Source organism: Microcystis sp. BLCC-F209 (assembly GCF_041928595.1).
Taxonomy (GTDB): Bacteria; Cyanobacteriota; Cyanobacteriia; order Cyanobacteriales; family Microcystaceae; genus Microcystis.
Genome location: NZ_JBHFLL010000312.1, coordinates 1 through 18,740, shown reverse-complemented (window position 1 = coordinate 18,740; position 18,740 = coordinate 1). Strand labels below are relative to the sequence as shown.

General features: G+C 42.5%; 21 protein-coding genes, 1 tRNA gene and 3 pseudogenes. 15 read left to right on the top strand and 10 right to left on the bottom strand.

Annotated elements, in window-relative coordinates:
• Positions 1-214 precede the first annotated feature (214 nt).
• A complete protein-coding gene (locus ACE1AQ_RS20845; RefSeq protein ID WP_002757266.1) occupies positions 215-505 on the bottom strand; it encodes an addiction module antidote protein in 291 nt (96 codons plus the stop codon).
• Between the two features lie 9 nt (positions 506-514).
• Positions 515-805, bottom strand: coding sequence for a type II toxin-antitoxin system RelE/ParE family toxin (locus ACE1AQ_RS20840; protein WP_008201144.1), 291 nt, complete (start codon positions 803-805; stop codon positions 515-517).
• A 285-nt stretch (positions 806-1,090) separates the two neighbouring features.
• Between ACE1AQ_RS20840 and ACE1AQ_RS20835 the strand changes: the two genes are divergently transcribed.
• Together ACE1AQ_RS20835 and ACE1AQ_RS20830 are read left to right on the top strand one after the other, a co-directional pair.
• Entirely contained in the window at positions 1,091-1,336 is a 246-nt protein-coding gene (locus ACE1AQ_RS20835) for a type II toxin-antitoxin system Phd/YefM family antitoxin (protein WP_008201147.1), read from the top strand.
• Positions 1,333-1,731, top strand: a complete 399-nt coding sequence (locus ACE1AQ_RS20830; protein WP_008201150.1) for a type II toxin-antitoxin system VapC family toxin — start codon at positions 1,333-1,335, stop codon at positions 1,729-1,731. Before ACE1AQ_RS20835 ends, ACE1AQ_RS20830 begins: the two co-directional genes overlap by 4 nt.
• Positions 1,732-2,052: 321 nt before the next feature.
• On the opposite strand, the gene ACE1AQ_RS20825 is transcribed toward ACE1AQ_RS20830, so the two are convergent.
• Positions 2,053-2,316, bottom strand: a complete 264-nt coding sequence (locus tag ACE1AQ_RS20825; RefSeq protein WP_172456637.1) for a DUF2442 domain-containing protein — start codon at positions 2,314-2,316, stop codon at positions 2,053-2,055.
• Positions 2,317-2,484: 168 nt separating this feature from the next.
• Positions 2,485-3,222 carry a PEP-CTERM sorting domain-containing protein gene (locus ACE1AQ_RS20820; protein WP_008201153.1) on the bottom strand — a complete coding sequence of 246 codons (738 nt, stop codon included), beginning with the start codon at positions 3,220-3,222 and terminating at the stop codon, positions 2,485-2,487.
• Positions 3,223-3,379: 157 nt separating this feature from the next.
• Here ACE1AQ_RS20820 and ACE1AQ_RS20815 point away from each other — a divergent pair, with 157 nt between their 5' ends.
• From ACE1AQ_RS20815 to ACE1AQ_RS20780, 8 genes and pseudogenes are all read left to right on the top strand, one after another.
• Positions 3,380-3,877 (top strand): hypothetical protein, encoded by a 498-nt coding sequence (locus ACE1AQ_RS20815; protein WP_008201155.1) that lies wholly within the window; start codon positions 3,380-3,382, stop codon positions 3,875-3,877.
• A 136-nt stretch (positions 3,878-4,013) separates the two neighbouring features.
• The gene (locus ACE1AQ_RS20810; protein ID WP_110544531.1) at positions 4,014-4,304 is read left to right on the top strand and encodes a nucleotidyltransferase family protein; all 291 of its coding nucleotides are present in this window, start codon (positions 4,014-4,016) and stop codon (positions 4,302-4,304) included.
• Positions 4,294-4,644, top strand: coding sequence for a DUF86 domain-containing protein (locus tag ACE1AQ_RS20805; protein WP_110544528.1), 351 nt, complete (start codon positions 4,294-4,296; stop codon positions 4,642-4,644). The genes ACE1AQ_RS20810 and ACE1AQ_RS20805 overlap by 11 nt, the downstream gene beginning before the upstream one ends.
• Before the next feature lie 379 nt (positions 4,645-5,023).
• Positions 5,024-5,923: an agmatinase gene (speB, locus tag ACE1AQ_RS20800; RefSeq protein WP_110544534.1), complete on the top strand. Its 900-nt coding sequence runs from the start codon at positions 5,024-5,026 to the stop codon at positions 5,921-5,923.
• A 46-nt stretch (positions 5,924-5,969) separates the two neighbouring features.
• Positions 5,970-6,043: transfer RNA gene (locus ACE1AQ_RS20795), tRNA-Val, on the top strand.
• A gap of 61 nt (positions 6,044-6,104) precedes the next feature.
• The gene (locus ACE1AQ_RS20790) at positions 6,105-7,154 is read left to right on the top strand and encodes an aromatic ring-hydroxylating dioxygenase subunit alpha (protein WP_002780451.1); all 1,050 of its coding nucleotides are present in this window, start codon (positions 6,105-6,107) and stop codon (positions 7,152-7,154) included.
• Positions 7,155-7,235: 81 nt separating this feature from the next.
• Complete coding sequence (locus ACE1AQ_RS20785) at positions 7,236-7,379, top strand: hypothetical protein (protein WP_172456636.1); 144 nt, start codon at positions 7,236-7,238, stop codon at positions 7,377-7,379.
• Positions 7,380-7,512: 133 nt separating this feature from the next.
• A pseudogene (locus ACE1AQ_RS20780) lies at positions 7,513-7,647 on the top strand (DUF4164 domain-containing protein); the annotation flags it as partial.
• On the opposite strand, the gene ACE1AQ_RS20775 reads toward ACE1AQ_RS20780, so the two are convergent.
• The 4 genes from ACE1AQ_RS20775 to ACE1AQ_RS20760 form a co-directional block, all read right to left on the bottom strand.
• Positions 7,644-8,327, bottom strand: a complete 684-nt coding sequence (locus ACE1AQ_RS20775) for an N-acetylmannosamine-6-phosphate 2-epimerase (protein WP_106908185.1) — start codon at positions 8,325-8,327, stop codon at positions 7,644-7,646. The pseudogene ACE1AQ_RS20780 and the gene ACE1AQ_RS20775 overlap by 4 nt on opposite strands.
• A gap of 231 nt (positions 8,328-8,558) precedes the next feature.
• On the bottom strand, positions 8,559-9,068 hold the full coding sequence (locus ACE1AQ_RS20770) for an inorganic diphosphatase (RefSeq protein ID WP_002760578.1): 510 nt from the start codon (positions 9,066-9,068) through the stop codon (positions 8,559-8,561).
• 1,096 nt (positions 9,069-10,164) lie between these two features.
• Positions 10,165-11,343, bottom strand: a complete 1,179-nt coding sequence (locus tag ACE1AQ_RS20765; RefSeq protein ID WP_110544524.1) for an AI-2E family transporter — start codon at positions 11,341-11,343, stop codon at positions 10,165-10,167.
• A gap of 457 nt (positions 11,344-11,800) precedes the next feature.
• A complete protein-coding gene (locus ACE1AQ_RS20760; RefSeq protein ID WP_008201180.1) occupies positions 11,801-12,316 on the bottom strand; it encodes a single-stranded DNA-binding protein in 516 nt (171 codons plus the stop codon).
• A gap of 85 nt (positions 12,317-12,401) precedes the next feature.
• On the opposite strand from ACE1AQ_RS20760, the gene ACE1AQ_RS20755 reads away from it, so the two are divergent.
• The 5 genes from ACE1AQ_RS20755 to ACE1AQ_RS20735 all read left to right on the top strand — a co-directional run bounded on the left by ACE1AQ_RS20755 (position 12,402) and on the right by ACE1AQ_RS20735 (position 17,233).
• Complete coding sequence (locus tag ACE1AQ_RS20755) at positions 12,402-13,397, top strand: amino acid ABC transporter permease (protein ID WP_106908184.1); 996 nt, start codon at positions 12,402-12,404, stop codon at positions 13,395-13,397.
• Between the two features lie 197 nt (positions 13,398-13,594).
• Positions 13,595-13,972 carry a hypothetical protein gene (locus tag ACE1AQ_RS20750; RefSeq protein WP_002754350.1) on the top strand — a complete coding sequence of 126 codons (378 nt, stop codon included), beginning with the start codon at positions 13,595-13,597 and terminating at the stop codon, positions 13,970-13,972.
• A gap of 279 nt (positions 13,973-14,251) precedes the next feature.
• On the top strand, positions 14,252-15,112 hold the full coding sequence (locus tag ACE1AQ_RS20745) for a shikimate dehydrogenase (RefSeq protein WP_374809135.1): 861 nt from the start codon (positions 14,252-14,254) through the stop codon (positions 15,110-15,112).
• A 29-nt stretch (positions 15,113-15,141) separates the two neighbouring features.
• Positions 15,142-16,185, top strand: a complete 1,044-nt coding sequence (locus ACE1AQ_RS20740) for an AI-2E family transporter (RefSeq protein WP_374809134.1) — start codon at positions 15,142-15,144, stop codon at positions 16,183-16,185.
• A gap of 67 nt (positions 16,186-16,252) precedes the next feature.
• Entirely contained in the window at positions 16,253-17,233 is a 981-nt protein-coding gene (locus ACE1AQ_RS20735) for a DMT family transporter (protein ID WP_374809132.1), read from the top strand.
• 93 nt (positions 17,234-17,326) lie between these two features.
• On the opposite strand, the pseudogene ACE1AQ_RS20730 reads toward ACE1AQ_RS20735, so the two are convergent.
• Together ACE1AQ_RS20730 and ACE1AQ_RS20725 are read right to left on the bottom strand one after the other, a co-directional pair.
• Positions 17,327-17,842 (bottom strand): annotated as a pseudogene (locus ACE1AQ_RS20730) (methyltransferase domain-containing protein); the annotation flags it as partial.
• A gap of 219 nt (positions 17,843-18,061) precedes the next feature.
• Positions 18,062-18,520 (bottom strand): annotated as a pseudogene (locus tag ACE1AQ_RS20725) (methyltransferase type 11); the annotation flags it as partial.
• Positions 18,521-18,740: the final 220 nt, after the last annotated feature.

The window sequence follows — 18,740 nt, the reverse complement described above, 5'->3', positions numbered from 1 at the left end:
AAGCCACTCTTAATCGTGTCTTGGAACGAAATAGAGGCTTTTAAAGACTGCGTACATGGAGAATTAAAACAAGAATTACCCTCGAAAAGCCTATTTTTCCACTAAGTATTTATGCTCATTGCAAAGGTGAGATGCTCCCGGGGGAGAGCGGGTTTTTAAGGTTGGATTGGGAGTTAATCATACTATTAAAAACCGATTCAGTATAACGGTGAAGTTAGGCAATTGGTACGACTTGGAGGCGTAACCCAAGTGATTGTAAGACCTTAAGAACTGTGGCAAACTCTGGATTGCCTTCGATTGACAAAGCTTTATAGAGACTTTCACGCCCCAACCCTGTTTCACGGGCAATATGTGTCATCCCTTTAGATCGAGCAATATCACCTAATGCTGCTACCACTAAGCTTGGATCGCCATCTTCAAGAGCTGCTTCAAGATATGCAGCTATATCTTCTTTTGTTTCGAGATGTTCTGCCGCATCCCAAGGATAGGTTTGGATAGTAGCCATGAAAATCTCCTATAAGTCTTGTGCTAAATTTAATGCTGTTTTGATGTCCCGTTCTTGAGTTTGCTTATCTCCTCCTGCCAAGAGGATGATCAAGGTCTCGCCTCGCTGAATGAAATACACCCGATAGCCTGGGCCATAATCGATCCGCAGTTCCGATACACCTTTTCCTACTGGTTTAACATCGCCTGGATTGCCCATAGACAGGCGACGAACACGAATGTCTATACGTGCTTTTGCTTGGTGATCCCGCAAATTGCTAAACCACTGAGAGTAGGTTTCGGTCTGGCGAATTTCAATCATGCCTTAAGTGTATCCTATGGGATACAGAAGGACAACCAATAAAAATAAGGTGCGTTACATTTCATTAACGCACCCTACAAGATCGGCGATCGCAATAATCAATGTGCATGGTGCGTTCCCCAAAAATCGATCGCTGAAGCGGTAGAAGTTGCATTAGGGAACGCACCCTACAAGATCAGCGTGCTGCTACGCAGTGCCTTCGGCATCGCACTTCAAACTAACTTGCCCTTGCAGAATCACCGCAACTAAACTAAACTTAGTTTGTAGATTTGGTTTTTTAAGAGCATGGAAACTGTAAACATTCATCAGGCTAAAACAAACCTTTCTCGGCTATTGTCCCGTGTGGAACTCGGAGAGGAAATCGTTATTTCAAACCGAGGTATTCCAATTGCTAAACTTGTTCCATTTCGGACATCTTTAGATCGACGGTCTAGTTTAGGACAAGATCGAGGGATGTTTACCGTACCAGATGATTTTAACGCTCCTTTACCAGAAGATATTTTGGTAGCATTTGAGGGTGGTGCGGAGTGAGACTTTTACTGGATACACAATGCTGGCTGTGGTGGTTTGCCCAACCAGACAAGTTAAGTGAGAATGTAATTGAACAAATTGCCAACGAAAGCAATGAAGTGTGGTTTTCTGTTGCCAGTGTTTGGGAGATGGGAATTAAAGTCTCAATCGGTAAATTACCACTGCCAGAGCAAATAGATGATTATGTCTCTACTCGAATGACTCAACTAGGAGCTAGATCGTTAGAGATCAATGCTTCTCATGCTTTGCGGGCGGCTGCATTGCCTTTACATCATCGTGATCCTTTTGACAGAATGCTGATTGCACAAGCTGAGGTAGAAGATATGACACTTGTGAGTGCGGATTCAACATTTAATCAATATGAAGTATCTTTGCTTTGGGCAGCTAGTTCTTAGTCATAAACACAGAATTTCACCTGCCTTCTAGATATTCGTCAACCAAATTCTGTGTAGTTGCAATCATTAACTCGCACATTTTTCCAACTAATTGACTGTCATTTCTGGAAGACTCTAAAGTGACTTGACACTGACCTGCACAAGAGCCTTCAATTTCACAGCCTTTGCAGAAATCGTTCTTACAGCTTCAATCAATAGGCATGGTGCGTTCCCCAAAAATCGATCGCTGGAGCGGTAGAAGTTGCATTAGGGAACGCACCCTACAAGATCAGCGTGCTGCTACGCAGTGCCTTCGGCATCGCACTTAATTAAGGATAAAAACTAGGCTTTAGCTTTTAAAGGAAATCTCTCAGGATTTTTAATAATTTCTTTGCTTAAATCTACATCTAAATCTGGCCAATAAAAATGATTAGGAAAAGGCTCTTGTATATTTAAAATTTTTCTAATAGTGACATCTTGAAACCAAGGAAAATCTTGATAGGAAAGAAACATTTCTTCATTGTTTGCCAGAATCCATATTCCATGGGAATAAATATGAGTTACTTCAGCTTGAGAAGTGTTTTGTCCAAGCATTTCTAAGTTCATTTTGTCGTTCCTCAATAATAGTTTTTATTGCTTGAAGATGATTGATGCTTACCCTTTGTTTATTATAGCAAATATTAATTTAAAAATACAAGAAGGAGAAGTAAGAGCATAAAAATCCTCCTCAACTGGTCTAAAATTAAGGGGGAATGAGTTATACAAAAAAGCAATTTAACCGATGTTAGTGGGTTCTTTTTCGAGGGAATTAGAGCGTTTTACTTTCCGTTTTATGGTTGCACCTGCACCAAGTATTCCCAGGGAAAGAAGACTTAGGGTTGAGGTGGGTTCGGGGATTTCTCTATAAACTTCGTCCATGGATTCTGCTCCGTCCATAAGCAGTCTTCCACCCCTGCCATCATAAACAAGACCAAAGGCAGATGCGGTTACATTTTTTACAAATACCTCTCCAGGTTTACCAACGGCCTTAACATTTTTTTCACACTTAATGGGACTGAGACCATCAACAAACGTATCTCCGACACAAGCCGGATTCTTTCCAATGCTAGTTTGGGTTAAAGCACCACTAATTGATGCTATTGAACTAACTTGTCCTGTTTTTTCTACTGTTCGTTTATTAATGCTTACTAGACTATTACTTTGAGATTCATCCTTATCACAGATTCCATTGACACACGCAATCAACAACCTGGCTGATTTAATTGTTGTAAAATCTTCTGGCTGTAAAGGTCTTCCAACAGGTGCAACAATACCCCAAAGTTTTAAAATACCATCTAATATTACAGAAATCTTATCAAAGTCATTTACAATACCTACAGATTGAAGTGTTGAACTAGAACTTGATACTGTAGCAGACAGTACAGGAGTTTTTTGACAAAGAAGTGATATGGAAAAACTGAAAACACATAAACCCGATTTCAATAGAGAACTTTTAACTCTGTTCATTTTCATTATTTTTGCTTAAGCTAAGGTTTCTAAGAGCTTATGACATTAAAGATTAACTTTCAAGCACTAAAAAGTAAGATAAAGTCGTATAAAGTACCTAAATTTACATTCTGTGCTATAATGTCAAGCAATTATGACTTAATCCCATAGTTAAACCAATGCCATGAACAATTTTGATATTCACTCTTTAATTACAACTGTTGATAATCTCATCTTCTCCTATACAGGAGAGAATTTAGATGATGTTCAGTCTGAAATCTTAGAAGGGGTGATTAATCACCAAAAATACACAGAAATCGCTAAAAGTCATCATCGTTCCGAGAAATATGTCAAGGATGTAGCCGGTAAGCTATGGAAAACCCTATCGGAAATTCTAGGAGAAGAAGTTAATAAAGCTAATCTTAGGTCTAGTCTGCGAAGATATTATTATAATGTTGCTAACAATAATGTCGTTAACGGTGTCCAAATTAATAAAGGCCATATCTGTAATCAACTACCAGAAAATCAATTACAAAAATCTAATCTTACAGAAGCATATAAACTCGAAATCGCTACAGAATTGATGAAGGAAGGCTTAACCGTCGAGCAAATTGCTAGAGTGTTAAAACTTCCCTTAGAATTAGTTAAACAGCAACTTGAAAAACCTAAGCAACCTAATTAATGGTGGTATTTGGCACTGGCATAGCATTTCTAAGTTCAATAATAATTTCTATTTTAATAAACTTCATCATGAGAGCCAATATCAACGAAACAACCATTAAGGTTACAATGAAAGAATCAGATTTCAGGAAATAGCCATGAAACGAGATGAGGTACTAACAATTCTCGCAAAACACCGAGAACAATTAGAAAAACTAGGGGTAAAATCTCTGTCTCTATTTGGTTCAGTAGCAAGGGATGAAGCACGTTTTGACAGTGATGTAGATTTATTGGTAGAATTTAGTAAAGCGGTAGGGTTATTTGAGTTTATCGAGGTACGACTTTACTTAGAAGATATATTAGGATGTTATGTTGATTTAGGTACTCAAGATTCTTTAAAAGAACATTTACGACAACCTGTATTAAAGGATGTGATTAATGCCTTTTAGAGATTGGCAACTTCGTCTTCAAGATATTATTGAATCCATTGATGAAATCTTGGAATGGACGGCTAATATGACCTTTGAATATTTTAGCTCAAATCGAGTGACTCTTAAAGCAGTTCTTTATAATTTAGGAATTATTGGTGAGGCATCTAGAAATATTCCTAGTGAGGTACAATTGCGTTATTCTCAAATTCCTTGGCGTTTAATGGGAGATATGCGAAATGTCATTTTTCATGAATATTTTCGGGTAGAATTGGCAATTGCTTGGCGGACGATTGAAAATAATCTAACTCCATTGCGTTCACAATTACAGGAAATTTTAGAAAATGAAGCCGAAAATTAATCTATAAAAATCCCACTCAACTTATTCAATTAAGGGGGAATGAGTTATATAAAAAAGCAATTTAACCGACGTTCTTGACAAAAGGCCATAACCTGTGCTTTGGGAGGGATTAAGAGAATTTCTGATGCCCTCTTACCCGGTAGAAATCAAGGAAACCCCCCATAAATCTAACTCGGTTTCAGCAAATATGCTCGCTCCCTGTCCATTGAGAAATATTACAATAAACATGGGTACACCAAGAAAAGTTAAGGGATGTATCTATTGATAGATAAGGGGTTTTGGCTATTGTAGTAGATATGTTTGGGGTCAGTTGAGATAGACAAAAATAGTCAAAATATTTATAATGGAGGATTGGACTAAAATTTTCTGTGATTTGCCCATGTTATTGTCTTGCGCCACCGGTAGCGAACAGTTTTTAGGGAGTGAAGCGATCGCCACTTACGCCACAGCTAAGGCCGTAATCCTGCCGATTCCCTACGAGGCCACCACCACCTATCGCAAGGGTTGTGAAACTGGACCAGCGGCGGTGATTACTGCTTCCCAACAATTGGAAGCCTATGACGAGGAACTTAAGCGGGAAACCTGTTTAGAAGTGGGCATCTATACCCATGATGCGATCGCAGATACCCGTCAGCAACCGCAATTGTCCGCCGAGGAGATGTTAGCCGTCACCACAGCTACAGTTTCGCGTCTAATTGCCGATGATAAGTTTGTCGTCGCCGTCGGGGGTGAACACGCTATCACCACGGGAGTAGTACAAGCTTACCGACAAGCTTTATCGGAACCTTTTACTGTGGTTCAAATTGATGCCCATGGCGATATGCGTTTTGAGTACGAAGGCTCCCACCATAACCACGCCTGTGTGATGCGTCGGGTGTTAGAAATGGGTTTACCGACCTTACCCGTGGGAATTCGGGCTATTTGTCGAGAAGAAGCCGAATTAATCGCTAAACAGCAGATTCCCGTGATTTGGGATCGAGATATCGCCAAGGATCCGGATTGGATCGAAAAAGCGATCGCCAAAATTACCACCGAGAAGGTATTTTTAACCATAGACGTGGATGGCATCGATCCGGCTTTAATTCCGGGGGTGGGAACCCCGGAACCGGGGGGTTTAAGTTGGCATCAAACCCTAGGCTTTCTCCGTCGTCTTTTCCAAACCCATCAAGTGATTGGCTGCGATGTGATGGAATTGGCCCCGATTAGTGATTCGGTGGTCTCGGAATTTACCACTGCCAAGTTAATTTATAAGTTAATTGGCTATCAATTTACTGCCTAGGGGCTTGCCTAATTAGAAGCAATCGTGTTATGATAACAATTCGTGCGGACGTATAGCTCAGTTGGTTAGAGTACATCGTTGACATCGATGGGGTCACTGGTTCGAATCCAGTTACGTCCATAAGGTATAATCTTGATTTCTAATGATAGGATGAACGATCGAAGCTCTCCAGAAAAACCCTATGACTAGCTTACTGCGCGACTTTTGGTATGTGGCCACACCGGCAAATAAACTTAAACCCGGTCAGCTAATGGCCAAAAAAATGCTAGGTGAACCGATTGTTGTCGGTAGGAGAGAGGATGGAGAAGTGTTCGCATTGCGGGATATTTGCCCCCATCGTGGCATTCCGCTGCACCATGGCTGGATTGAGGGAGATGGGGTGTACTGTTGCTATCATGGCTGGAAATTTAACACTAGCGATGGCGTTTGTTCTGAGATCCCCTCATTAACTGAACACGATCGCCTTGATATTAGCAGAATTTGTGTCACCAGTTATCCCTGTCGTGAAATACAAGGTCATATCTGGGTGTTTATTCCGGCAGACTCAAAAAGAGAAATTAATCAAGAAAATCTGCCTCCTGTGCCGACTATTAGCGCTTTTGGCAAACTTACCCCCAAAGTAGCCGAAACTATCACTTTTGATTGCAATATTGACCATGCAGTGGTGGGATTGATGGATCCGGCCCACGGTCCCTACGTTCATACTTCTTGGTGGTGGCGCAGCGGTCCGCGCCAATTTCGGGTCAAGGAAAAACAATACGAACCTGTTCCCCTCGGTTTTCGTCTTGCTCCCTATGATATGCCTGTAAGTGCGAAACCCTATAAAATTTTGGGTAATAAAGTATCGATTGAAATTGTTTTTGAATTGCCCTCGGTGCGTACAGAAATACTACGAGGTGATCGCCATTTGGCCTGTGCTTTTACGGCAATTACTCCCATCGATGAAAATCACTGCGAAGTCCATCAAAGTTTATACTATACGATTCCTTGGTTGGCATTTTTAACCCCTCTTTTGCGTTATTTAACCCTACAATTCCTCAAACAGGATCGCGATGTGGTGATTAAACAACAGGAGGGACTTAGTTATCATCCAGCTTTGATGTTAATTGATGATGCCGATACCCAGGCCAAATGGTATTATCGCCTCAAGCAGGAATACGAAAAATCTCAAGCAGAAAAACGGGATTTTGTCAACCCCATTAAAGCACAAATTTTACGGTGGCGCAGTTAGAATTCGATGATTTTATGACTGGACTTCCCCTTTGACAAAAGGTGATAACCTCTGCTTTAGGAGGGATTAAGAGAATTTCTGATGTCCTCTTACTGGATGCAAATCGGGGAAACCTTTCATAAATCTAAGGCTTTCTCTAAGTCTAATCATTGTCCTAAACTAGGACTACAAGTCTCGCCATTAAATCCTCTTGCTGTGGCTAATTTTGATAATATCATCGGGTAATTTTGAGAGGTTGCCAAGGGTTCTTTTTTTTGACTTGATCTCCTTTTTAGCAAATATGATCCATCCCTGTCTATTAAGAAATATTACCATCAACAGGGGTACGTTAAGAAAAGTTAACGGGTTTATCCATTGTAGTAACGAAAAAATTAACGGATTGACCGCAGGGATTGCCTATCGGGAATTGACAAACCGGGGGATTTTAATCGCTTTGGTTGTCGGTATTTTAGGAGGTGCGGCTAAACTTTTTGTTTTTTTTCCCTCCCATTAATCTTTTGATAAAATTCCTTGTAAAAAAGCGGTAGTTTTTAAATCAATCCCAGTAATTGCCGTGCCGACAACTACCGAATAGGCACCCACTTCTAGGGCTTTTTTTGCTTCTTTTGGAGTCGATATTCCTCCTTCACAGATAACAGGAACTGACAACTTATTAACTAATTCCTCTAGGAAAGAAAAACTCGGCGGTGGCAGATGTTTAGTCGCTTCTGTGTAACCGTAAAGAGTTGTACCGACAATATCAGCACCGGCTGCCACGGCATAAATAGCACTTTCGATCGAGTCTATATCTGCCATGACTAATTTACCAGTTTCCCGATGAATACGATCGATAATTGTGGCTAAATTTTCATGATTAGGACGCTTTCTGGGGGTAGCATCCAAGGCAATTATATCGGCCCCCGCATCGGCAATGGCGAGAGCATCTTGATATTTGGGCGTAATATATACCGAACAATCAGGATAATTGCGTTTCCAGAGTCCAATTATCGGTATATCCGGCAATTGTTGACGGGTGGCTTTCAGATGAGCGGGACTATCAATTCTTACCCCACAAGCACCCCTATCCACACAAGCATGAGCCATGGCGGCAATAATTACAGGATCGTGCAGAGATGACTCCACTGGCGCTTGACAGGAGACGATTAAACCCGATTTTAAGGTTTCTATTCTCATAAATTGGGGTGTGGGGTGTGGGGTGTGGGGTGTGGGGTGTGGGGTGTGGGGTAGTGGGGTAGTGGGGTAGTGGGGTAGTGGGGTAGTGGGGTAGTGGGGTAGTGGGGTAGTGGAGCATTTGGCTGAAATTTCCCTAAACCCCTAAATCCCTATCACCCTATCTCCCGACTCCTGAATTCTGACTCCTGACTCCCGACTCCTAACCCCACAACAAACTTTTTGCCGCAAACCTTACTTATAAGCAGCAATACACTGTTCAACTAAAGCGGTTACTGCGTCCACATCTTTCCAACCGAGAATTTCTGTGACTTTTTTCTCTAGATTCTTATAGGTTTTGAAAAACTCGGCGATTTCCTCCAACCGATGGGGAGAGACATCTTTGAGAGATTTTACCTCTGCATAACGGGGATCTTTAGCGGGAACACAGAGAATTTTTTCATCGCGATCACCACCATCGATCATTTCTAACATACCAATGGGACGCGCCGTAATCACACAGCCGGGGAAAGTAGGCTGATCCATGATCACCATACCATCTAAAGGATCGCCGTCATCGGCGAGGGTATTGGGAACAAAACCATAATCACAGGGATATTGTACCGAAGAATAGAGAACGCGATCGAGAGCAAAGGCGTTTAAATCCTTATCAAACTCGTATTTATTCTTACTACCGGCGGTAATTTCCACTAAAACGTTAATTAAACCGGGTTTCGGTTGGGCAGGAATGCGCGATAAATCCACAAGCTTTCTCCAAATACAAGACAATAGCGCCTTTAGAGTGACCTAAAAGCGCAAGCAAAGTTAAAACACACTTTAATTAACTCCGATCCAAATTTTACCCATAAGGGGGATCGGGACGAAGAAAAAAAATTTTACCTTGGCAATCGTCTATCTCAATTCTGTCACCTCATTTGCCTCGTTAGGGAGTAGGATGTGTTACCGGTAAGGGGTTCTTCGGTATAGTTAGGCGTGGAGTTATATCCAATCGCTAACAAGGGTAACGTTAGGGTCAGAATTGCGATCATGGTTCCGAGTAAGTTGGCCCACCTATGACTAGGAGGTTCGGAAGTCTTCCCTGACGGGTTGCTGGATTCCATAAAGGGGTCGTGTTGAACTCGACAAGTAAAGAATACGAGAGATATATAGAGCAGTCAGCTATCGGCTTTTAGCTTTTAGCAAATTACTGCTATTTTTTGCCTTTGGGCTTGGTTAACGTCTCGTGAGCAAGCGAAACATTAACAGCAATACTCTCCCTACTAATTATATTTTACTCATTTTTTTCCAAGAGTTCACTCTGATACTTTTCTTGACGATCTCTCCAGATCATGGTCTGTTGGTGTTCGTCCCTGTGGCACTGTGGGTGCAAGCATTGCCTCCTTGTCTGATCCCGAAATCAAGTTGTTTCCTACTCAATCCACAAAAAAAATGTCTGAAAAGCCCAAATATTAAGCGATTCAAACATTTTCTCATTGCAATCGGAGGGTGATATTGACTTTATGTCTTAACTTCGAGCTTACGATAGAAGGCTGCCTGTTAATGTAGCCTATTTAACCAAAATATCGATTTTTTGCTGATTTATCGGGATAGACAATCACCTTTTCTTAAAATTATCCGAGTTTAGAGATAATTGGTTAGCTAATATCCCAACAGGTCGGGCCTCAAAGACTGGCAAGGCATCCTCAGTCCTTGACTTGTCCTCGAGAGCGGAATTAATCTACCAATATTCACATCATAACTCGATCGAGGGAGAAAAACCAAGAACCTGGGAGAAAATTGCCGATTACTCCCGGCCAAGATTACTGCTCAGATCGCCCCAGATAATGCCGTCAGTCATTCTTCAGCGAGAAACCACCTCGTTAGAGGATTCCGATTCTAGGGGGAGAGAGGGTTTAATTATCCCGTGTTTTGTCTCCTCCGGTGTCACTTGACGGATAACCTCCAAAGCTTCCTTGATCATTACCGCCATGGGAACCGCGACAATCACCCCCAGTAAACCGCCCACTCGCGCCCCTGTCAAGACCGAGACCAACACCCAAAAGGGATTCAACCCGGTGACACTGCCCAAAATCCGGGGAGCAATGCCGTTTTCGACAATTTGCTGCACCACTACCGCCACGGCTAAAACTTGCAGAGCTAAACCAATATCGCGCAAAGCTAGTAAAGCTGTCACCGTGACAATGCCGACGGTTCCCCCAAAAGGGATTAAAGCGATGGTGCCAATCAAGAGGCCGAATAGGAGACCAAAAGGGACTTTAATCGATAAAAATGCCGTGACTAATCCCAGGGCCATGCAGGTGGCACAAATTACCTGTCCGACAAAGTAATTCTGAAAACTTAAGCGTAGGGTTAGGGAAAAGGGTTGTTGGACGGGTTTGGGCAACCATTGGATAATACTCCTCCAGATATCGGGACTGTGGAGAAGTAGATAAAAGGTGAGGATAATGGTTAGCAGCACATCAAGCACTCGCACCACGGTAAAAACGGTGAGATTAAGGGCTAAATTAACGCTTCTTCCCGCGAGAATTTGTAATTCTGCCCCTAAACGACTGTTAAACTGAGCGATCAGACCATCGAAACTGATGGGAATCGGTAGATTCATCGTGTCGATTTTGGTATCTAGTTGCATCAGTTGGCGCTGTCCCGAGTCTAACCATTCTGGCAATCTGTTGACGAATTGCTGCGCTTGGGTGAAGACTAGGGGAACTAGGGTTATTCCCACGGCCACAAAAATTAAAATCGTGATCAGGGAAACCACGATCGCCGCTAAACCCCGTTTTAATCCCTGACGTTCCAACCAAGTCACCGGATAACCCAAGAGAAAAGATAGAACGGCCGCTATCAGTAAAATAACAAATAAAGATTCAAAATAGCCAAAAATTGCCGATAATGCCCAGGCATTCAGGACGATAAGTGGTGCAGCTAGAGCAATCACCAGTAAGCGAGATAAGGAATTCAGAGATTGCCACCACGTCTGAACCCAATTGCGTTTCGGGGGAACGACTTTAACTTCCACCATGAAGCCTCTTAAAAGGTTTGTTTCAATACTTGTATTCTGACAGATCGAAGCCGAACCCGCTAAATGATTGCTTTTTTATCAATTTTTTTTCTGAAGTATTTCTAGATTCTTGCGGAAAGAAGGGGTAAGCGGCCCTACTGCTCAAAGACTATTGATCAATAGCACCTCCTTGAGAGTCGAAGCGGGAAAATCCCTCTTTGGATTATTGATAATTTCACCTCTCTCTCATAGCATTTTTCTTTATTCGTGGCAGGTATCCTACTCCCCTCTCCCTCCCTTGCCACCCCGATGTGGGGGGGGTGGGGTTGAGGGTAATTAACCATCTCTGCCATTACTTTAGAAAAATGGTATGAACCAGTGCCATTTCAGGAATGACAAAATTAAATTCACACTCTGGGAAGAGGGAAAACCAGAACAGGGAAGGGAAAAATATCTGTAATTAATTCTGTCGGGGTAGTTAGAAAGGAATATCGTCTAAATTTTCCTCCACTGGTGTGTCGCTAGGTTGCCAAGGGGAAGGATTAGAAAGTTCATAGGATGCGTCGTATTCAAAATCCCCGGTGGAGACAGGTGCGACGGGTTTTTCCACCTCAGTTTTATTCGATTTGTAGGTATTGATTGGCACGACTTTTTCCGGAGTCGGGGCTGCCATTTCCCCGCTACTCATGCTGCCGTCAAGATGATAGAGATGACTAATGACTAATTCGGCCCGTTTTTCCTTAAAACCTTCGGGACGATCGATCGTCTGCATCGACAGACGACCTTCTAAAATTACCTGATCACCTTCATTATAGTTCTGAGCGACTTCTGAGGCCAAATTTCCCCAAGCTACGGCCCTTAAATTAGTCGGGGTTGCCTCGGCACGATTGGCAGAAAACTCGACTAACATTTGAGCATAGGGAGTTTGATTATCTTGGGTATAACGTAATTCGGGACGACGGACAATTTTAGCCATTAAAATGCAACTGTTCATGGTCGAAAATTAGTCTAAATTTTTTTGATAGCACCATTGTACTGAAAAAGTACAATGATCACCACTGTGGAGGTTAGGGAATTTTATGGGACTCTGGTTAAGAAAAAATCTCTTTAACACTTGGTACAACGTCATCTTAACCCTTGCGGGTCTATTTCTCAGCCTCTGGAGTGGTTTCAGTTTTCTCGATTGGGCGATAACTCAGGCAAAATGGGCTGTAGTCACGGAAAATCTCGGTTTATTTGTGGTCGGTCGTTATCCCGATCAGTCAATATGGCGTATTTGGCTGATTTTAACGATAATTGCGGCTTTATCGCTGTTTTCTTGGCAATTAACCCGGGGTCGCTTCCCCAATTGCCCCGCTTTTCTCCAACGCTGGTGGGGATTGCTCTGGTTATTGACTTTACCTTTAATTGCTTGGTTACTATTGGGAGGATTATTTTTAAAGGCCATTCCCCTCGATGATCTCAGTGGTTTAATCTTAACTTTATTAGTAGCGATCGCCAGTATGATTTTATCTTTCCCCTTGGGGGTATTATTAGCCCTGGGGAGACAGAGTGAATTACCGGCAATTCGTTGGCTATCTATTGGCTATATCGAATTATTGCGCGGTTTACCTTTGTTGGGAATTTTATTCATGGCTCAGGTGATGTTACCCTTAATTTTACCCGCCGGGACGAGACCAGAACGGGTGATCAGAGCGATCGCTGGATTTACCCTTTTTGCAGCAGCCTATCTGGCCGAAAATGTCCGGGGTGGTTTACAAGCGATTCCCAAAGGTCAATTTGAAGCGGCCAAAGCCTTGGGTTTAAAACCGATTTTCGTTTTATTATTGATCGTTCTACCCCAAGCTTTAAAAGCGGTCATTCCCGCTATTGTTGGTCAATTTATCAGTTTATTTAAGGATACTTCTCTACTGGCGATCGTGGGATTGGTGGACCTCTTGGGTATGGCAGGATCGGTTTTAGCTAATCCGAAATTTATCGGCGATTATCCAGAGGTTTATCTATTTTTGGCCTTTATTTACTGGATTTTCTGTTATTCTATGTCCCTAGCCAGTCGTAGGTTAGAACAGCGTTGATTGGGGTGTGGGGAAGTTTTATCAGTGATCAGTAAACAGTAAACAGTAATCAGTGAACTGAAAACTCCCATCTGATAACTGATAACTGATAACTGATCACTGATAGATGGCTACCTAGCTTTTTGTCATAAATATTGATATGATTTAACAATCAGCAGCAATTTATGGTAAATATATTTATTTAGGAGAGCGAAAAAATGGCTGGATTCTTTGGCCTGTTTGGCAATAAGACGAAATACGTCGATGAACCGATGGATATGAGCGCACCGGAACCGAAAGAGGCTTTTTACTTGGAACCCGATGACGCTAAAACTCTCGGTAATATCGACTTCATGCGGACACCGATCACGATCCGACGTACTTTCCCGAAAACTGCCTCGAATAAGAAGGGTGGCGAATCGATTAAACAGATTTCTTCTATGGAAGTCAGCAAAGTCACCGATAACGGTATTGTGGCAAAATCGGCGACTTCCGAGGCTAATAGTAAGGCTAACGCTGCTAATGATAACGTTCGTCGCGCTAACGATGACAATATCAATCCTTTCCTGAAAATGGCCCGCGAAATCAAGAAATAGTATAGGGTTTGCTGAATAAATCTAAAAACCTTGTTGGGTAAGACTTTTAGACCTTTTGGCCATCAAAAAGTAATGGATCTGGGAGTGATCGGGGGAAAAATCCCTGGACTTTTTCCCTGAAAATTAGGTAATTGACCCCCTCAAAATCGGTAAAACCCTACACCCCACACCCTACACCCTGCCACCACCGAAAAACTTTTTCAGCAAACCCTAGTATAGTAAGGTGAGCATTGGCCACCCTTGATATCAAACTTTGGTGGGGAAAGCCCACCTTTTTTTATGACCATTATTAACGGAAAAACCAAGTTATTAGGCGTAATCGGCGATCCTATCGGCCATACTCTTTCTCCCCTCATGCACAATGCCGCTATCGATGCCTTGGGGCTAAATTATGTCTATCTTCCCCTACCGATCGCCCCGGAAAATTTAGCGACTGCGATCGCTGGTTTGTCCGCCATCGATCTACAGGGTTTTAGCGTCACGATTCCCCATAAATTAGCAATTATTCCCTTATTATCGCAAATTACGGAGAAAGCAAGGCTAGTAGGCGCAGTTAATACCGTCTGGCGCACGGAAACCGGCTGGCAGGGAACGAATACCGATGTGGATGGCTTTCTCGCTCCCTTGAAATCCCTTGACAAAGATTGGAGTCAGGTGAATCCAGTTATTTTGGGCAATGGCGGCGCAGCCCGGGCGGTAGTGGTGGCTTGCGCCCAGTTGGGCTGCGGCAAAATTCATGTGGTAGGACGCAATCAAAAGAAATTAGATCCTTTTAAAGAAAGTTGGGCGAATACAAGCCTCTATGACCTCCTAGAAGTGCATAGCTGGGACGAATTAGAAGCGATGCTATCCACCACAGAACTCCTGATTAATTCTACCCCGATCGGAATGTCCCCCCAGGGCGAACAATCCCCAGTAGAGTTAGAATTATTAGACCTTTTACCCCCATCTGCGATCGCCTACGATCTAATTTATAATCCCCGGCCGACCAAATTTCTCCGGTTGGCCCGGACTAGAGGGATAAGAATTATTGATGGGTTAGAAATGTTAGTTAATCAGGGAGCGATTGCGCTAGAAATCTGGTTAGGTCAACCCGTCCCCGTCTCGGTCATGCGGGAAGCTTTGTTAAAACAATTCTAAATGCTAAAATCCTATTTCTGGCTTTATTTATGCCCCCTTCTAGCTCCTTGTGGAAAACTCTGAATAACTCGATTCTAGTACGCTATCTATTATTATTTGGCTGTGGCTGGAGTCTGATTATCTTAATTAACTATTTCTACGGGATGATCGCTATTTTTACTGGTTCAGCGATTCTGGCCGCCCTATTAAATTATCCTGTGGTTTGGTTATCCCGTTATCTACCGAGAGGACTAGCCATTGCTATTACCACCCTAGCAGCTTTTATCCTCCTATTTGGATTAGTCACAGGCATAGGATTAGAGGCGGTTAATCAGGGGAGAGGACTACTATTTAATCTTACCGATGCCCTGAGTCAAAAAGATTTTTTACCCTTTCAAGACTTTCTTGATCGATTAGATTTAAATAAAATGGTGGGAAGCTTACAAACGGGTTTAGCCACGGGTTTATCGATCGTACAGGGAGTTTTTTCCAGTGTCTTTACCGGCGTTTTCGGGGCGGTGATCAGTGTTTATATGCTCATCGATGGTGATAAACTTTGGCGAGGTTTTTTGCAACTTCTCCCCATAGCATACCGGGAGCGTTTTGCCAAGTCTTTTCGGCAAAGTTTTCTGGGATTTATTCGCGGGCAACTGTTGTTAATGCTCTTTTTATCGGTGACGAGTTTCTTGAGTTTTTCCCTATCAGGAATCAAATATGGGCTAATTTTAGCGGGTATTCTCGGTGTCATCGATGCTATTCCAGGTATCGGGGCAACCCTGGGCATTTTGTTGGTAACTATCTTGACTTTTACCTCCCAGGGACTAGCAGTGGCCGTTAAAGCTTTTATTGTCTGTGTAGTCTTGGTACAAATTCAAGATAATATTATTCGCCCTAAAGTTATGGGTAATGCCCTAGAATTAAACCCAGTAATTTTATTTTTATCCCTCTTTATCGGCGAAAGAATTGCGGGATTATTAGGGGTTTTTCTCTCCATTCCTATCGCTGGGATGATTGCGATCTGGATCGGATCGAGCGAAGAAAAACCAATAACAGCTTTAGAGGAAAATCAGTTAGGAGAAAGTCAAGAGAATTAAGAGCCGATCCCCAGTCTCTACTATACAATTAGGGAAATTTGTTATCCACAACAATAGATCGCTACCTATGGAAAACCTAGATTTAAAGAAATCCTCGCCCCTCTTACTTATCTCACCGTTTTTTCTCTGGGGAACAGCGATGGTAGCGATGAAGGGTGTTATCCCCCATACTACCCCCCTATTTATGGCGGCAATTCGTCTTGTCCCCGCCGGAATGTTAGTTTTAATGGTAGCTTGGTTTTTAGGTCGTCCTCAGCCCAAAACCCTGCAAGCGTGGCTATGGATTGCCCTTTTTGCTCTCATGGATGCCACTCTTTTTCAAGGTTTTCTGGCATTGGGATTAAATCGCACTGGGGCGGGGTTAGGATCGGTAATTATTGACTCCCAACCCCTAGCGGTGGCTTTAATGTCCAGTTGGCTATTTAAAGAAGTTATCGGTGTCTGGGGATGGTTGGGATTGGGTTTAGGAATTGGGGGAATTAGTTTAATTGGCTTGCCCGATCAATGGTTTTATGACTTTTTTGGACAAAAAGCGGTAAATATTGACTTTAGCTGGCAGGAATTACTAAATAGCGGCGAAATGCTGATGCTTTTGGCTTCCCTATCCATGGCGGTGGGAACAGTCTTAATCCGGTTTGTCTGTCGTCATGCGGATCCCGTCAGCGCCACGGGATGGCACATGATTTTAGGAGGATTGCCGCTATTTTTAGCTTCAGGTTTGAGAGAATCCCATCAATGGCAGCATATAGATTTAAATGGTTGGTTAGCTTTAAGTTATGCCACTATTTTTGGTAGTGCGATCGCCTATGGAATATTCTTTTATTTAGCCGCCAAGGGCAATTTAACCAGTTTAAGTTCTTTAACTTTTTTAACTCCGGTTTTTGCCCTCAGTTTCGGGAATTTATTCCTCGGTGAGATGTTAAGTGTATTGCAATGGGTGGGGGTATCTTTAACCCTCGTTAGTATTTATTTAATCAATCAAAGGGAAAGAATCGCCCCACAAGTGCGAGCAATTTTTGCTAATCTTTCCTCTGCTTCCGTGAAGTAAACATGAGTGTTGAGTGTTGGGTGTTGGGTTTTAGGGTTTTGGGGTTTTGAGGGATTAGTTAAAATTTCCCCATTTCCCCATTTCCCCATCCCCCTATTTCCCTATCCCCCTATCCCCCCATTTCCCCATTTCCCTATCCCCCCATTTCCCCATTTCCCTATCCCCAATCTCTGATTTATACCCAAAAGCAACTAACTCAAATTCCGTCCGAATTACCTCAACTCTGGCAAAATTTGCTTCTTGTAATTTCTGGTTGAGATTTTGAGAAGTAAAACCAGTTTTGTGAGCCATATAGGGCATTCCGGGAACTTCTGTTCCCATGCCGTAAAACATCCATAAAGCCCGCATGGGACCTCCGGGAGAAATATATAAAGGTTCATTTTCCATATCGCCTCTAGCGACAAATTCGGCGGCAGTTTGCATATCGGGAACTACGATCATTAAAAAGCCTTCGGGTTTAAGAATGCGTTTAAATTCCTCCAGTGCGATGGGAACTTCGTAATGATAAATATGTTCTAGATTATGACTAGAAAAAACCCCATCGACGCAGTTATCGGGAACGGCACTTAAATCGGTAATCGTTCCTAAAATATCTGGGTTAACGGCTCTCCCAGCTTTGGTGGGTAAAATGTATTCTAAGATACATTTCTCAAGAGCGAGGGGGTGGAACGAACCACAAAGGCACAAAGGACACAAAGATCGCTCGATCCTATGTCAATTAAACTTATCACACAGAACCTAGAAGAGCCGGTTAACAGCAGTATTGATATTGATATCGAGGCGAATTTCTTGCCAATTGCCATCGCGGAATAGTTGGGGTAAGGCTTAGGGATTATAGGGACAACAACCCACATTTAAAACCAGTTTTTTCGGGGATTTTAGCGCTGTTATCTCCGGGGGAGCATTCCAAGCTAATAAACAAATATTTGTCAAACCAAGCAAACCGTGATTAGCTACTTGATCATCTAAAATTATCTGAGCTTGGGGATGGGTTTTAGTAAAATCTTTTATTGCCTGTTGGAGAGCAGGATGCTGACATTTATTGATGATAATTAAAGCGGAATCAGACCAGAATTTTTGGGCTAAAAGTAGGGAGATAAAGAGAGATCGATAGTCTTCGGAGGCATCGTAGTAATAAACTCCCAGCTTTTCTTCACTGTTTAGTTCTTCCAGATCATCGAAAAAGTTTTCCGTTTCTTGATCGCTTAAAAATATCTGTTCTGATAGTTGAAAATCCTCCAAATCCTCAGATAATATAGTTAGCTTTTCTCTCGATGGATCGTATTTAGGGTTTGCGGCAAAAAGTTTGTTGGTGGGGTTAGGAGTCAGGAGTCAGGAGTCGGTCGTTTCAGGCTTTGTTGCCCTCTTTTTTGTACCAGTTTATGTACTATGAGGAGAATAATGCAAGGTTTTTGAATGTCCCAATCCTATTTTCTTGCACTAACATCAGATTTTAACAGGTCAAAAACCTTATTTTAAAAGGGTTTTACCATTATTCAGCAAGTCC